Here is a 14,649-nt window from a genome sequence, read left to right on the forward strand (position 1 = left end):
CGTCGCCCGGTTTTTTATGGGGGAAACAATGTGGCAGAATCTCGCCGACGCCATCGCGCTGCTGTTGGTGATCGAAGGGATCCTGCCCTTCGTCAATCCCGAAATCATGCGTCGTGTCATGCTGCAGATGGTTCGCATGGACGACCGATCGTTACGTTTCGCCGGCCTTACCAGCATGTTGCTCGGGCTGGGGCTTTTATACCTCCTCTGACCCCCTCTGACTCGATTTCCCGATGATTGAGCGCGATCGCTGGCTGCTGCCGGAAGGCATAGATGAGGTATTGCCACACCAGGCACAACACCTGGAACAGTTGCGCCGTCGCCTGTTGGATCTATTTCGTCGCTGGGGTTACGACTTGGTGGTGCCCCCCTTCATCGAATATTTGGAGTCGTTGCTAACCGGGGCTGGCAATGACCTGGGATTGCAGACCTTCAAGCTGACCGATCAATTGAGCGGCCGTCTGATGGGGGTGCGCGCCGATATGACACCACAGGTGGCGCGCATCGAAGCGCATCGGCTGCAGCGTGAGGAACCGGTGCGTCTTTGCTACCTGGGCACAGTGCTGCGCACCGTATCCGACGGATTTGCCAGCTCGCGCAGCCCCCTGCAGCTGGGCGCAGAGCTTTACGGCCACCAGGGTATCGAAGCCGATATCGAAGCACTTTGCTTGATGCTGGAGACGTTGGCTGCAGCCGGGCTGCGCGATGTGCATTTGGATGTCGGGCACGTGGGCATCTTCAGGGGATTGGCTCGGCGTGCGGGTTTGAACCCTGCACAAGAGACAGAGCTCTTTGATCTTTTGCAACGCAAAGCGCGCACGGAAATCGACAGCTATCTATCTGACCTGGCCATTGCTGCCGAACTCCGCACCATGATCGCCAGGCTACCCATCCTGAACGGTGGAATCGAAGTACTGGGTACCGCCGCTGAGGTATTGCACGATGCAGGCGACGACGTGTTAGATGCCCTAAGTAATTTGCAGGCCATCGCCAGTGCAGCCGCAGAACATTTGCCCCGGGTGCCGCTTTACTACGATCTTGCCGAATTGCGTGGCTATCACTACAAAACCGGGGTGGTGTTCGCCGCTTTCGTTCCGGGTTGTGGGCAGGAAGTGGCGCGCGGCGGGCGCTACGATGATATCGGCGCGGTCTTTGGCCGGGCGCGACCCGCCACCGGTTTCAGTACCGATCTCAAATTGCTGATGAAGTTGGGTTCCAAGCCGGCGGCCGATGCTGCGGGCGGTATTTTCGCACCCGCGGGGAGCGATGCGGGACTGCGCGCGCGGATTGGCGAGCTTCGAGCTGCCGGCGAGCGGGTCATTCAGGCTTTACCGGGCCAGAAGGGGGACGCAGCCGCCATGGGCTGCGACCGCGAACTGCAGCGGCAAGGAGCAGCCTGGCAGCCGGTCGTGCTGGAGAAAGACCATTGATATGCAGAGGAGTCAATGTCCGTTGGGCAGTTGACGGCAACTAACACGTAGTGAGTTAAGAGAGCATCGGGGCATGGGGAAGAATGTTGTCGTGGTTGGCACCCAATGGGGTGACGAGGGTAAAGGCAAGGTCGTTGACCTGTTAACGGATCGCGTCAGTGCGGTGGTGCGCTTCCAGGGTGGCCATAACGCCGGACATACCCTGGTAATCGAAGGCGCGAAGACCGTTCTGCATCTGATTCCCTCGGGTGTGCTGCGCGAAGGAGTGCAGTGCTTGATCGGCAACGGGGTGGTGCTTTCGCCCGCCGCACTGCTGGAAGAGTTGGGCGATCTCGAGGCACGCGGTGTACCGGCGCGTGATCGCCTCAAGGTGAGTGCCGCTTGCCCGCTGATTCTGCCCTATCATATGGCGCTGGATAAGGCGCGTGAGACTGCGCGTGGCAAAAGCGCCATCGGTACCACAGGGCGCGGCATCGGGCCGGCTTACGAGGACAAGGTGGCGCGACGGGGGTTGCGCCTGGGGGATCTGCTCGATCCTGCGGGCTTCAGCGATAAACTCACGCAGGTGATGGAGTACCATAATTTCGTACTGGAGCATTACCACAAGGTGAAGCCCCTGGACGTCTCCTCAGTGCTGGAGGCAACGCTGCAGATGGGCGAGGAGCTCACTCCGATGATTGCCGATGTGCCGCATCTGCTGCATCAGCTGCACAAGGCGGGCAAGAGCGTGCTCTTCGAAGGTGCACAGGGTACGCTGTTGGACATCGATATGGGTACTTACCCGTATGTGACCTCCTCCAACACCACGGCGGGTGGCGCCGCAACCGGCAGTGGCGTCGGTCCGCGCCGGTTTGGCTATGTACTGGGTATCACCAAGGCCTACACCACACGGGTGGGCGGTGGACCATTCCCGACCGAACTGTTCGATGAGGTGGGGCGGCATCTCGCGGAAAAGGGCCATGAGTTTGGCGCCACCACCGGACGCCCGCGCCGCTGCGGTTGGCTCGACGCCGTGGCCCTTGCCCGCGCGATTCAGTTGAACAGCGTCTCTGGCCTCTGTATTACCAAGCTCGATGTGCTCGATGGTCTGGAAACCATCCGCATCTGCACCGGTTATCGCATCGATGGCGAAGTGACACGAGTGACGCCATTCGGTGCCGAAGGATTCGAGCGCTGCGAGCCTGTCTACGAGGATATGCCAGGCTGGGAGGGAGTCACTGCCAAAGTTACACGCTATGACGACCTGCCGCAGGCCGCCCGCACCTACCTCAAGCGAGTTGAGGAGTTGGTCGAGACGCCGATCGACATCATCTCAACGGGCCCGGATCGACAGGAAACGATGGTCTTGCGCCATCCTTGTGACTAGAAGTGGAATTACAGAGACAGAAAAACGGCCGGTGATTTCACCGGCCGTTTTCAAGAAGTTGGTGCCGAGGAGAGGACTTGAACCTCCACGAGGAAACCCCCACTAGCACCTGAAGCTAGCGCGTCTACCAATTCCGCCACCTCGGCCTCTTGGCCCACGGGCAATCCTCGGGGCTGCGAGAAGCCGGCACTTTACCGGCAGCGTTACCTGTTGTCAACGCCATGCACCGGGTCGAACAACCCCCCTGATTTGCACTGAAAGAACACCATGACCAAACGAAAAAAGAGCAGCCGATTTACCATTGATGACCCATTCGCCGAACGTGAAGCGGCCCGCTACGAACGTCCTATTCCGAGCCGAGAAGCTCTGCTGGGTTTCCTCGAGTCTGTCGGAGAACCGATGGCCGATACGGCGATTGCACGCGCGATCGGCCTGCGCGGTGCGGAAGACCGCGATGCGCTGCAACGCCGTCTGCAGGCAATGGAACGCAAGGGGCAATTGGTGCGCAATCGGCGCGGGGCTTACGGTGTGGCCCACCGCATGGGACTGGTGAGTGGACGGGTCATCGCCCATCCCGACGGTTTTGGATTTCTGGTGCCCGATGAAAGCGGCGATGACCTGTTTCTCGCGCCCAAGCAGATGCGCACCCTGATGCACGGTGATCGCGCCGTGGTCCGGATCGCCGGGTTTGATCGCCAGGGCCGGCCGGAGGGAGCGTTGGTGGAGGTGCTGGAGCGGGCCAATCATCGCGTTGTGGGGCGCTTTCTGGTGGAGGGCGGTGTGGCATTTGTAGCACCGGACAATCGGCGTCTGACCCACAAGCTGCTGGTACCCGCCGAGGCCGCCGGTGCGGCGCAACATGGCCAGATCGTCGTGGCGGAGATCTCGCAATACCCATCGGGAGTGCATCAACCGCTGGCGGGAATCGTGGAGATCCTGGGGGATCACCTGGCGCCGGGAATGGAAATTGATGTCGCCGCGAGGGTCTACGAACTGCCCACGGAATGGTCCACCAAGGCGTTGGCCGAGAGCGAACGTTTCGGCGACGAGGTATCGGAAGGGTCTAAGGTCGGGCGGCGCGATCTGCGCGATCTGCCTCTGGTCACAATCGACGGCGCCGATGCGAAGGATTTTGACGATGCGGTGTATTGCGAGCGGCGTCAGAACGGTTGGCGGTTGATTGTCGCGATCGCCGATGTCTCCTCGTACGTCGATGTGGGATCGGCATTGGATGGCGAGGCCGAGCAGCGGGGTACATCGGTCTATTTTCCCGGGCGCGTGGTCCCGATGCTGCCGGAGGTGTTGTCCAATGGGCTCTGTTCGCTGAATCCGCAGGTGGATCGCTTGTGCATGGTCTGTGACATGTCTATCGATGGATCGGGACACACCACGCGTTCGCGTTTCTATCAAGGAGTGATGCGATCCGCGGCCCGACTCACCTACGACGAAGTGGCGGCGATGGTCGTCGAAGGTGACCGCAGCGCGCGTGCCGCGCATGAGACGCTGCTGTCACATCTTGACGAACTCCATGCGCTTTATAAGGTGCTGGCGGTCAATCGCAAGCGGCGCGGCGCGATCGATTTCGAAACCACCGAAACCAAAATTGTCTTCGATGCCGACGGCAAGATAGATCGGATTGTAGCGCTGGAACGTAACGACGCGCACCGCATCATCGAGGAGTGCATGATCGCCGCGAACGTGGCGGCAGCACGCTATCTGCAACGCCACAAAATGCCCTTTCTCTACCGCGTCCACGAAGAGCCAACCAGCGAAAAGGTTACCGACGTGCGCGCTTTCCTAGCGGAGTTGGGGCTGCAGCTTGGGGGCGGCGAGCGGCCGCAGGCGGAACACTACGCCAAGTTATTGCGCAAGATTCAGGATCGTCCCGATCGGCATCTTATAGAAACCGTGCTTTTGCGCTCACTGAAACAGGCGCAATACAGCCCCGATAACAACGGCCACTTCGGTCTGGCCCACGCAGCCTACGCGCATTTCACCTCGCCCATTCGACGCTATCCGGACTTGTTGGTGCATCGCGCGATTCGCCATGTGATCGCGGGTGGGGCGAGCGACAACTTTGATTATGATCATCACCGTATGGCCAATCTCGGTGAGCACTGCTCGATGACCGAGCGGCGGGCCGATGAGGCGGTACGAGATGCACTGGACTGGCTGAAATGCGAGTTTATGCTCGATAAGGTGGGCCAGGAATTCGACGGGTTGATCACAGGCGTGACCAGCTTCGGCTTCTTCGTAGAATTGAAATCAATCTACGCGCAGGGGTTGGTACATGTCAGCTGCCTGGTCAATGACTACTATCGTTTTGATGCGCCCAAGCACCGTCTGATCGGAGAGCGTTCGGGGAACATCTACCGGCTTGCCGATCCCGTACGGGTAAAAGTAACGCGGGTCGATCTCGACGAACGCAAAATCGATTTTGAACTTATCGAGGCTGGAGCCGCGACGCTAAAGCAGCGCAGGCGCCGCGCACGCCAGGAACGCGACGGATGAGTGAAAGGCTGATCTTCGGCCTGCATGCGGTGATGGGCGCACTGGAGCGCGATCATACGTCGATCGAACAGCTGTGGGTCGACTGCGGGCGTCGGGACGAACGCATGCGCAGCGTGGTCGCCGCGGCAAAATCCGCCCGGATCACCATTGAGTTCGTCAAACGCGAGGATTTGGACGAGCTTGCCGGCGATGTCCAGCACCAAGGGGTGATCGCCCGTGGCGCGGCCACGACCCCGCAGGGAGAGCGCGAGCTCTGGAGTCTGCTGGATGCTCTCGAGGAGGCGGCGTTTCTGCTGGTCCTGGACGGGGTGCAGGACCCGCACAATCTCGGTGCCTGTCTACGTTCCGCCGATGCTGCAGGGGTCCACGCCGTCATCGTGCCGCGTGATCGCGCCGCCACACTGACACCGGTGGTGCGCAAAGTGGCGTGCGGGGCAGCGGAGACCGTACCGCTCATTCAGGTCACCAATCTGGCGCGCACCCTGGAGGCATTGCAGAAACGGGGGGTTTGGATAACGGGTGCCGCCGGCGAGGCCGAATGCCCGGTGTATGAGCTGGATCTGCGCGGTCCCCTGGCCTTGGTGATGGGCAGCGAGGGCAAGGGATTGAGGCGATTGACGCGCGAGCGTTGCGATCAATTGGGTAAAATTCCGATGGCGGGCAGCGTGCAGAGCCTGAATGTCTCGGTGGCGACCGGGATCTTTCTGTTCGAAGCCGTGCGCCAGCGCCAACCGGTTTGAGATCAACCATTTGCGGTGACGGGGCGCTTTGCCTATAATCCGTCGCCTTGTTTGTACCTCGACCGGCCAAGCGCCGGTTTTCTCCTTGCCGCACCACGATTACGTGGGTGGCTTGTAACCCGTAAGGAGCTTTAAATGCGGCACTACGAAATCGTGTTCCTGGTCCACCCGGACCAGAGCGAGCAGGTCCCGGCTATGGTAGAGCGCTATCGCGCCACCATCGAAGGCAATGGCGGTTCCATCCATCGCCTGGAAGACTGGGGACGTCGTCAGCTCGCCTATCCCATTCAGAAGGTCCATAAGGCGCACTATGTGCTGATGAACATCGAGTGCGATCAGGCTGCCCTGGACGAACTCGCCAGCGCCTTCCGCTTTAATGATGCGGTGCTGCGCAATCTGGTTATTGCCCGATCCGAGGCGGTTACCGAGCAGTCGCTGCTGGCCAAGAGCCGTGATGGTCGCGACGAAGATCGTCGTTCCTCAGGTGACGATGATGATTCAGACAACTCCGTCGCTGACGACGATGCCGATGAAGAGAATGCTGCCTAGCTGGCACCGCCTCCCATCGTGATCGCCTCACTTTAGACCAGAGAGAGAGTTACCATGTCGCGTTTTTTCCGCCGCAGAAAGTTTTGTCGCTTTACCGCCGAAGGCGTGAAGGAGATCGATTACAAGGACATCGCTGTCCTCAAGAACTACGTTACCGAGACGGGCAAGATCGTACCGAGCCGTATTACCGGTACCAAGGCTCGGTATCAGCGCCAACTGGCGACCGCCATCAAGCGGGCACGCTTCTTGGCCTTGCTGCCGTACAGCGATAGCCACTGATCGCACATGGCCGCCCCGCAGGGGTGGCGGTGTGAATTCGGATCAGCCGTAGTCCCGTTGTCGTGCGAGCCTTGGCATCCTTTGCAATGCGTGGCCCTGCTCAGGCGGTCCTGGTGGCCGCCAGTTGCGCTGCGCTATCGTTGATTTTGCCGCCACTCAGTTATCTGAGCGCGGCCACGGTGTCGCTGGTAACCCTGCGCAAGGGTACCCGGGAAGGCGCACTGATTCTGGCGGCGGCGAGTATTGCCGTTGGCCTGCTGCTGTTCATCAGTACCGGTCAGCCCTGGTTTGCCCTGAGTATGGCGTTGGGTTTGTGGCTTCCCGTATGGCTGCTCAGCGTCGTGCTCAGAGCTACGGTTTCCCTGGCGCTGGTGTTTCAGGTGGCCGCCGTGACGGGCGCCCTGCTGGTGATCGGGTTGCATCTGTTTCTAACCGATCCGGTAGCAACCTGGCAGCAGGCGTTGGAGGCCTTTTTCGGCACCTTGCTGCAGCAGGCGGGCGTGCCGGAGCCGGGCGCGAAGTTGCAGGTCCTGGCCCGAATCATGACCGGTGTGGTTGCGGCCACGATGGTCATCAGCTACCTCGTCAGTGTGCTGATCGCACGGTGGTGGCAGGCAGCACTCTACAATCCGGGCGGGTTTCGGCAGGAATATCATCAGCTGCGCCTGGGATCGACCATGGCGATCGTGTCCATGAGCGTGCTGATCGGTGCGTGGTTGCTGGCGGGCGGGTTTGGTTCGGCGCTTCGCGACCTGGGAACGGTCGTGCTGGTGGTGTACCTGTTCCAGGGCTTGGCCATAGTGCATGGGATAGCCGGCCTGCTGCGGGCTAACATCGCTTGGTTGGTAGGCGTCTATTTTTTGATGCTGTTTGCCCTGCCGCAGCTGACCATCCTGCTGGCGGTGATGGGCTTGGTGGATACCTGGGTGGATGTGCGGGCCCGGCTTGCGCGGCGCAAGGCGTCAGGTGGGGCCGAGTAAACGAGTTTTCAGACCGAAATGGGGATCTGACGATGGAAGTGATATTGCTGGAGAAGGTTGAGAATCTGGGTGGTCTGGGTGATCAGGTCAAGGTGAAATCGGGGTACGGCCGCAACTACCTGATCCCGAGCGGCAAGGCGGCGCCCGTCACTCCGGAGAACGTCGCAAAATTTGAGGAACGCCGTGCCGAGCTGGAAAAGGCCGCGCAGGAGAAGAGGGCTGGGGCGGATGCTCGCTGCAGTGCCGTTGACGGGAAATCGGTGATCATAACGGCCAAGGCTGGAACCGAAGGCAAGCTGTTCGGTTCGGTCGGAACCCATGAGATCGCAGAAGTTATCTCCTCGACAGCCGGTGTGGAAGTAGAGAAGAGCGAGGTCCGGCTGCCGAACGGTCCGATTCGCCAGGTGGGTGAGTACGATATCGAGATTCACCTGCACTCCGAGGTCTCCGCCACCATCAAAGTGGTGGTCGTCGGCGAGGAGTGATGCGGGCGGCGATCCCGCAGCGCCGTTGGCTTGCGCGCATCAACATCGTACCGGAGCCTGTGATCCCGAGGATCATGGGCTCTTTTTTATCCTGCCAATAACAGGGGACGTTTGCGCCCCGCTTCGCTGGTGACGCTTTACGGGATGGCTTATGCTATTCGCCCACGCTGCCCTTCGCTTGCACAGGCCAGTATCCCGCGGCGCAGCCAATGAAGAATCACGGAGCAAGCATGCCAGATACCGCGCAATCACTGGGCTACGCCGATAGCGCAACCGCAGCGCTGAAAGTCGCCCCCCATTCCCTGGAAGCCGAGCAGTCGGTGCTCGGCGGGTTGATGCTCGACAACGCCACCTGGGACCAGATCGCCGACCGGGTGAACGGCGGGGATTTCTACCGCCGCGATCACCGGCTGATCTTTGACACCATCCTCGCCCTGGTAGAACGCAGCGAACCGTTTGATGTCGTCACCATCTCCGAACGACTGGAAAGCCTCGGTACATTGAGCGATGCCGGGGGGCTGAGCTATTTGAGCGCATTGGCCAACAACACGCCGAGCGCGGCGAATATCTGTGCCTACGCGGATATTGTGCGCGAGCGCTCGATCATGCGTCAGCTGATTCACGTCGGTACCGAAGTGGCCAATGCCGGGTTCAATCCTGAGGGGCGCCGCGCCAGGGATCTCCTGGATCATGCCGAGCAACTGGTGTTCGAGATTGCCGAACGGGGCAGCCGCAGCCAGCAGGGCTTTGTTGCAATCAAGTCGCTGTTGACCAAGGCGGTGGACCGGATCGACGAACTTTTTCAACGCGAGGAGCCCATTACCGGACTATCCAGCGGCTATCACGATTTTGATGAAATGACCTCCGGTCTGCAGCCCTCGGATCTGGTCATCGTAGCCGGGCGCCCCTCCATGGGTAAAACCACCTTCGCTCTCAATATGGCCGAGCACATCGCCATCAAGACAGCGCGACCGGTGGCGGTGTTCAGCATGGAGATGCCGGGCGAGCAGCTGGCGCTGCGCATGATGTCGTCGCTGGGGCGTATCGACCAGCAGAAAGTCCGTACCGGTAAGCTTTCCGATGAGGATTGGCCGCGCATCACCTCGGCGGTCACCATGCTGGCCGACGCACCGATGTTCATCGACGATTCGCCCGCGCTGAACCCGACCGAGCTGAGGGCACGTGCCCGGCGACTAAAGCGCGAACAGGGCGATCTGGCCCTGGTGGTCATCGACTATTTGCAGCTCATGCAGGCACCGGGTGCCGGTGACAACCGGACCGCCGAGATTTCCGAGATCTCGCGTTCGCTCAAGGCCTTGGCCAAAGAGCTGAACGTACCTGTCATTGCCCTCTCGCAACTCAATCGCAATCTCGAGCAGCGTCCCAACAAGCGCCCGGTCATGTCGGATTTGCGCGAATCGGGCAGTATCGAGCAGGATGCCGATCTCATTGCCTTCATCTACCGCGATGAGGTCTACAATCCGGAAAGTCCCGATAAAGGTACGGCCGAAATCATTATCGGCAAGCAGCGGAACGGGCCTATCGGCACACTGAGGCTGACCTTTCTCGGCCAATACACCCGCTTCGAGAATTACATTCACGATTTCGACCAAGATTGAATGTGCGACGCGGGCGAGGCAGGCGCACCATAAGCGAAGGATCCGGATCATGACGCGTGCCGCTGAAGCGCTGATCGATCTTGCTGCATTGGCTCACAATTTGGCGCGGGCCCGCCAGGCGGCGCCCGGTAGTCGAACGATGGCCGTCGTCAAGGCCAACGGCTATGGTCATGGTGTCGAACGTGTTGCCGGCGCACTGCGTACGGCTGATGCTTTCGCTGTGGCCTGCCTGGACGAGGCCCTACCGCTGCGCGAAGCTGGATTTGCTCATCCGATCAATGTGTTGGAAGGTTTTTACAACACCGAGGAGCTGGTCCAGTTCGGCCGGCATCATATCGACGCCACGGTGCATCAGCCGGAGCAGATTGAGATGCTTGGGCGCGCACGTCTGGATCACCCCCTGCGCGTATGGCTCAAGATCGACAGCGGGATGCACCGATTGGGGGTCGCCCCCGAGACTGCGGCGGAGTGCTGGGCGCGTTTACGAGCCTGCCGTTCGGTGGGTGCGATTGGTCTGATGACTCACCTGGCTAACGCTGACGATCGCAGCGACCCCATGACCGAGCACCAACTGAAGGTCTTCGCCGGTGCGGTCGGACGACTGCAGGGTGAGCGCAGTATTGTCAATTCCGCAGGCATCCTGGCTTGGCCGGCGGCAGTCAGCGATTGGATACGCCCCGGCATCATGCTCTATGGCGCCTCGCCCTTCGCGGTCACCAGCGCCACCGATGAAGGGCTGCGCTCGGTCATGACTCTGCGAACTCGGCTGATTGCGATCCGCGACGTCAACTCGGGTGATTCGGTAGGCTACGGCGCCTCCTGGCGCGCCGCCCGCAAAAGCCGGATCGGCGTCGCGGCTATAGGCTATGGTGACGGGTATCCGCGTCACGCGCCGAGTGGAACGCCGGTGCTGGTCGATGGAAAGCGGGCGGTACTCGCGGGACGTGTATCGATGGATATGATCACGCTGGATTTGACGGCTGTGCCCAACGCGCGCATCGGTGATCCCGTGGTGCTCTGGGGAGAAGGATTACCGGTGGAAGAGATTGCTCTGGCCGCCGAGACCATCCCTTATGAGCTCTTCTGTCAAATCACGCCGCGGGTGCATTTTCGTGAGCTAGGGTCTTAACCCGCTTCACCACGAGGACGGTTTTGTAGGAAATATCCGACACTCTTGTAAGAAAATGCCGAGATTCATGTGCGTCGATATAGCAGGGATGCACCATCCCTTGGTGTTATCCGATTGATTGATAAGGGATTAATAAAATTTGTTCAGTGCCCCCTGCAACGTATCGACGCCTTGCTCGGCATTCGAAGCGGTTGTCATTTCCTCTGGCGTGGGCAAACTAGTCACATCGGAACGAGGGAGCTGTTCCAAACGGAGACACGGAGATCATAGGATTTGATCGGGCACTGGATGCCTGTGTAAGGAAAAGCAAAGGCGGCAGGATGCCGCCTTTGTCGTTTCCGAGCCTTTGGTCAGATCTTTGTCGGCGGCAGGCGTCGCGGCACATGCTAGTATTTCCCCTCGTTTATTCCACGTTGGAGTACATCTTGGCTAAGAACCGTCCGGTCTATGCCTGCGCCGCCTGTGGTGCTCAGAGTCCGAAATGGGTCGGGCAATGCCCTGATTGCGAAGCCTGGAATACGTTGGTGGAGGAGGCGCCTGTTACAGCACTGGGGCGCGGCATCGCCGCCCGTGCGGGTGGGTATGCCGGGCATCAGTCGGAAGTGGTGTCGCTGGCCGAGATCGCGCCCGCCAACGAGGGGCAACGGATAAGCACCGGCCTCGTGGAGCTGGATCGTGTACTGGGGGGAGGATTGGTATCCGGGTCTGTCGTGCTATTGGGTGGCGACCCGGGGATCGGAAAGTCGACGCTGCTCGTGCAGGCGCTCGCGGTGTTGTCGAAGCGCGAGGCGACGTTATACGTGACCGGCGAGGAGTCTCCGCAACAGGTGAGTCTGAGGGCACGGCGTCTTGAGTTGCCTACTCAGGGTTTCCGGTTGTTGGCGGCGACGCAGGTGGAGACGATTATTGCAAGCGCGCTCGAGCACCGTCCGCGGATCATGGTCATCGATTCCATTCAAACCGTCTATACGGATCAGCTGCAGTCCGCTCCCGGGTCGGTGGGTCAGCTCCGCGAATCCACGGCACAGTTGATCCGCTTTGCGAAACAAAGCGGGACCGCTCTGTTTCTGGTCGGGCATGTCACCAAAGAGGGACAGCTGGCCGGGCCGAGAGTGCTGGAACACATGGTCGACACGGTGCTCTATTTTGAAGGCGATCCCGGAAATCGCTTCCGGGTGATTCGCGCCATCAAAAACCGTTTTGGGGCGGTCAACGAACTCGGCGTGTTTGCCATGACCGATAGGGGATTGCGCGAAGTGAACAACCCCTCCGCGATCTTTTTGTCACGGCATGAGGAGCCAGTCGCCGGGAGCGTCATCATGGTAACGAGGGAAGGTACCCGTCCGCTGCTGGTGGAGGTGCAAGCCCTGGTCGAGGAGAGCCGTATCGGCAATCCAAGACGCGTGACCCTTGGCTTGGAGCAGAATCGCCTCAGTATGCTGTTGGCGGTGCTGCATCGGCACGGGGGCGTGGTTACCTACGATCAGGATGTCTACGTCAACGTTGTGGGTGGTATACGCGTCTCGGAAACGGGTGCGGATCTGCCGGTACTGATGGCCGTACTCTCCAGTCTGCGTAACCGGCCTTTGCCTCAGGAGCTGGTGGTTTTTGGCGAGGTGGGGTTGGCCGGTGAGATACGTCCGGTTCAAAATGGCCCGGAGCGATTGATCGCCGCGGTGAAACACGGCTTCCGACGCGCAATTGTTCCGGCAGCCAACCAGCCCAAGGGTGGAGTCGAGGGGATGGAAATCGTGCCCGTACGTCGTTTGGCCGATGCGTTGGAAGCGCTGTAAAAGGGTGGTTTGTCGTTAGACGAGTACGGAAAGCTCGCGATTCAGCAGCTCCGCATCACCCAGATTAAGCTCTACAATGCGGCGCAGATGTCCGGCACTCTCAACATCGATGTGTTCGCAGCGAACTCCGAGCCGCTCCTCTTCAATGTGCACCACCGAGCCTTCCATACAGATCTGGGTCGCATCGTCACCGAGGCGAATCCTGACACGGCAACGGGTTCCGCACCGAGCGTTCCACTCCGGTGTCCGGGTGAGCAGCACCCCGTTCAAGGAAATATCCAATAGCTGCGTATCGCAGGTTCTGCCGTCAAACTCGATTGTGGCCGTGCAATCGAATTGAATGCGGTGAAAGCGGCGTCGGTTATCGGTCATGACTGATGGGCTTTCCGGTTGTGCTCGCTGGTGGCGGCCAGGCTACGCCGCAATTATAGTTCGGCGCAACCCGCTTTGTGCCGGCTGCGACGGGTTGCGACACGCCTCTAGGGTGCTTCAGCACGCCAGAGGTGCGGATAGACCTTGGCCTTTTTCACCGCGTTGCCTTTGACTTGCACGATTTCCATCGGATACCCGCCGAGGCGCAAACTCGTTCCCGATTCGGGTATGGACTCCAGGAATTCGAGGATCAACCCGTTGAGGGTCTTGGGCCCGCCCACCGGGAGCTTCCAGTTCATGGTGCGATTGAGTTCACGCACTGTCATGCTGCCGTCGACCATCACGCTCCCGTCTTCCTGAGGATAGACATTCAGCAACGTCGTCGAGGGATCGGTGGTGAATTCGCCGACGATCTCTTCCAGTACGTCGTCCAATGCCACCAATCCCTGGATGTCGCCATATTCGTCGACGACCAGTCCGATACGGTCCTTTTTCCGCTGGAAATTCAGTAATTGTTTGTTCAACGGGGTGTTTTCCGGGATAAACAGAGGCTCGGTGCACGCGGCGGCGAGTTGCTCTTTATCGAAACGGTCCTGGTCGAGCAGATTGAGCACGTCCCGCAGGTGGAGAAACCCCACCACGTTGTCGATATGCTCACGATATACCGGAAGCCGGGTGTACTGGCTGGTAGTGAGCTGATCCAGTATCACCTCGGTATCATCCTCCAGATCGATACCGACGATTTCGTTGCGCGGAATCATGATGTCCTCGACCCTCGCCTTTTCCAGGTCGAGGATGCCGAGCAGCATTTTTTGGTGTCGCTTCGGGATCAGTGCGCCAGCTTCCGCGACGACAATGCGCAATTCTTCCCGGCTCAGGTTCTCGTTGTCGTTCTGCTCGGTGCGCACCCCAATGAGATGCAAGAGCCCGTTCGCCATGGCATTGACCAGCCACACCAGCGGGTAGAGCACTTTGAGCAGGGGTTTGTAGACAAACGCGGCGGGAAAAGCGATGCGTTCCGGGTTCAAGGCGGCAAGCGTCTTGGGGGCCACCTCGGCGAACAAAAGAATTACCACGGTGAGAACCGCGGTCGCGACCCAGGGCCCGGCTTCACCCAGCAGCTGAATGCTGAGTACCGTGGCCAGAGCGCTGGCGAGGATGTTGACAAAGTTGTTACCCAGGAGGATCAGACCGATCAGTCGATCCGGTCTTTTGAGGAGTTCGCTGGCGCGCCGTGCACCGCCATGACCGGCGCGCGCGAGATGGCGCAACCGGTAGCGGTTGAGCGTCATCAAACCGGTTTCCGATCCCGAGAAAAACGCTGACAGGATGATGAGAAAAACCAGAGCGCCGAATAGCACCCCTATCGGTAGGTCGTCCAAAGTAGGGAAAGGCC

The 14,649-nt window shown here is 60.1% G+C and carries 14 protein-coding genes and 1 tRNA gene; 12 read left to right on the top strand and 3 right to left on the bottom strand.

Going from position 1 to position 14,649, the window contains the following annotated elements:
- Positions 1 to 28 precede the first annotated feature (28 nt).
- The 3 genes from DWQ09_12290 to DWQ09_12300 all read left to right on the top strand — a co-directional run bounded on the left by DWQ09_12290 (position 29) and on the right by DWQ09_12300 (position 2,796).
- Entirely contained in the window at positions 29 to 211 is a 183-nt protein-coding gene (locus DWQ09_12290) for a DUF2065 domain-containing protein (protein KAA3627920.1), read from the top strand.
- Between the two features lie 22 nt (positions 212 to 233).
- The gene (locus tag DWQ09_12295; GenBank protein KAA3627921.1) at positions 234 to 1,430 is read left to right on the top strand and encodes an ATP phosphoribosyltransferase regulatory subunit; all 1,197 of its coding nucleotides are present in this window, start codon (positions 234 to 236) and stop codon (positions 1,428 to 1,430) included.
- Between the two features lie 73 nt (positions 1,431 to 1,503).
- A complete protein-coding gene (locus tag DWQ09_12300) occupies positions 1,504 to 2,796 on the top strand; it encodes an adenylosuccinate synthase (protein KAA3627922.1) in 1,293 nt (430 codons plus the stop codon).
- 59 nt (positions 2,797 to 2,855) lie between these two features.
- On the opposite strand, the gene DWQ09_12305 is transcribed toward DWQ09_12300, so the two are convergent.
- A tRNA-Leu gene (locus DWQ09_12305) sits at positions 2,856 to 2,942 on the bottom strand.
- Positions 2,943 to 3,063: 121 nt separating this feature from the next.
- On the opposite strand from DWQ09_12305, the gene rnr reads away from it, so the two are divergent.
- The 9 genes from rnr to DWQ09_12350 all read left to right on the top strand — a co-directional run bounded on the left by rnr (position 3,064) and on the right by DWQ09_12350 (position 12,881).
- Complete coding sequence (gene rnr / locus DWQ09_12310; protein KAA3627923.1) at positions 3,064 to 5,307, top strand: ribonuclease R; 2,244 nt, start codon at positions 3,064 to 3,066, stop codon at positions 5,305 to 5,307.
- On the top strand, positions 5,304 to 6,047 hold the full coding sequence (locus DWQ09_12315; protein ID KAA3627924.1) for a 23S rRNA (guanosine(2251)-2'-O)-methyltransferase RlmB: 744 nt from the start codon (positions 5,304 to 5,306) through the stop codon (positions 6,045 to 6,047). The genes rnr and DWQ09_12315 overlap by 4 nt, the downstream gene beginning before the upstream one ends.
- 135 nt (positions 6,048 to 6,182) lie before the next feature.
- Positions 6,183 to 6,596: a 30S ribosomal protein S6 gene (locus DWQ09_12320; protein ID KAA3627925.1), complete on the top strand. Its 414-nt coding sequence runs from the start codon at positions 6,183 to 6,185 to the stop codon at positions 6,594 to 6,596.
- A gap of 54 nt (positions 6,597 to 6,650) precedes the next feature.
- Complete coding sequence (rpsR, locus tag DWQ09_12325; protein KAA3627926.1) at positions 6,651 to 6,875, top strand: 30S ribosomal protein S18; 225 nt, start codon at positions 6,651 to 6,653, stop codon at positions 6,873 to 6,875.
- An 86-nt stretch (positions 6,876 to 6,961) separates the two neighbouring features.
- A complete protein-coding gene (locus DWQ09_12330) occupies positions 6,962 to 7,855 on the top strand; it encodes a hypothetical protein (GenBank protein KAA3627927.1) in 894 nt (297 codons plus the stop codon).
- 32 nt (positions 7,856 to 7,887) lie between these two features.
- Positions 7,888 to 8,340, top strand: coding sequence for a 50S ribosomal protein L9 (locus tag DWQ09_12335; GenBank protein KAA3627928.1), 453 nt, complete (start codon positions 7,888 to 7,890; stop codon positions 8,338 to 8,340).
- A 230-nt stretch (positions 8,341 to 8,570) separates the two neighbouring features.
- Positions 8,571 to 9,959: a replicative DNA helicase gene (locus DWQ09_12340; protein ID KAA3627929.1), complete on the top strand. Its 1,389-nt coding sequence runs from the start codon at positions 8,571 to 8,573 to the stop codon at positions 9,957 to 9,959.
- Positions 9,960 to 10,008: 49 nt separating this feature from the next.
- A complete protein-coding gene (gene alr, locus DWQ09_12345) occupies positions 10,009 to 11,088 on the top strand; it encodes an alanine racemase (GenBank protein ID KAA3627930.1) in 1,080 nt (359 codons plus the stop codon).
- Positions 11,089 to 11,471: 383 nt separating this feature from the next.
- Positions 11,472 to 12,881, top strand: a complete 1,410-nt coding sequence (locus DWQ09_12350) for a DNA repair protein RadA (protein ID KAA3627931.1) — start codon at positions 11,472 to 11,474, stop codon at positions 12,879 to 12,881.
- A 15-nt stretch (positions 12,882 to 12,896) separates the two neighbouring features.
- On the opposite strand, the gene DWQ09_12355 is transcribed toward DWQ09_12350, so the two are convergent.
- Both DWQ09_12355 and DWQ09_12360 read right to left on the bottom strand, forming a co-directional pair.
- The gene (locus tag DWQ09_12355) at positions 12,897 to 13,253 is read right to left on the bottom strand and encodes a PilZ domain-containing protein (GenBank protein ID KAA3627932.1); all 357 of its coding nucleotides are present in this window, start codon (positions 13,251 to 13,253) and stop codon (positions 12,897 to 12,899) included.
- Between the two features lie 107 nt (positions 13,254 to 13,360).
- Positions 13,361 to 14,635 carry an HlyC/CorC family transporter gene (locus DWQ09_12360; GenBank protein ID KAA3627933.1) on the bottom strand — a complete coding sequence of 425 codons (1,275 nt, stop codon included), beginning with the start codon at positions 14,633 to 14,635 and terminating at the stop codon, positions 13,361 to 13,363.
- Between the last annotated feature and the right edge of the window lie 14 nt (positions 14,636 to 14,649).

Source organism: Pseudomonadota bacterium (genome assembly GCA_008501635.1).
Lineage (GTDB): Bacteria > Pseudomonadota > Gammaproteobacteria > QQUJ01 > QQUJ01 > QQUJ01.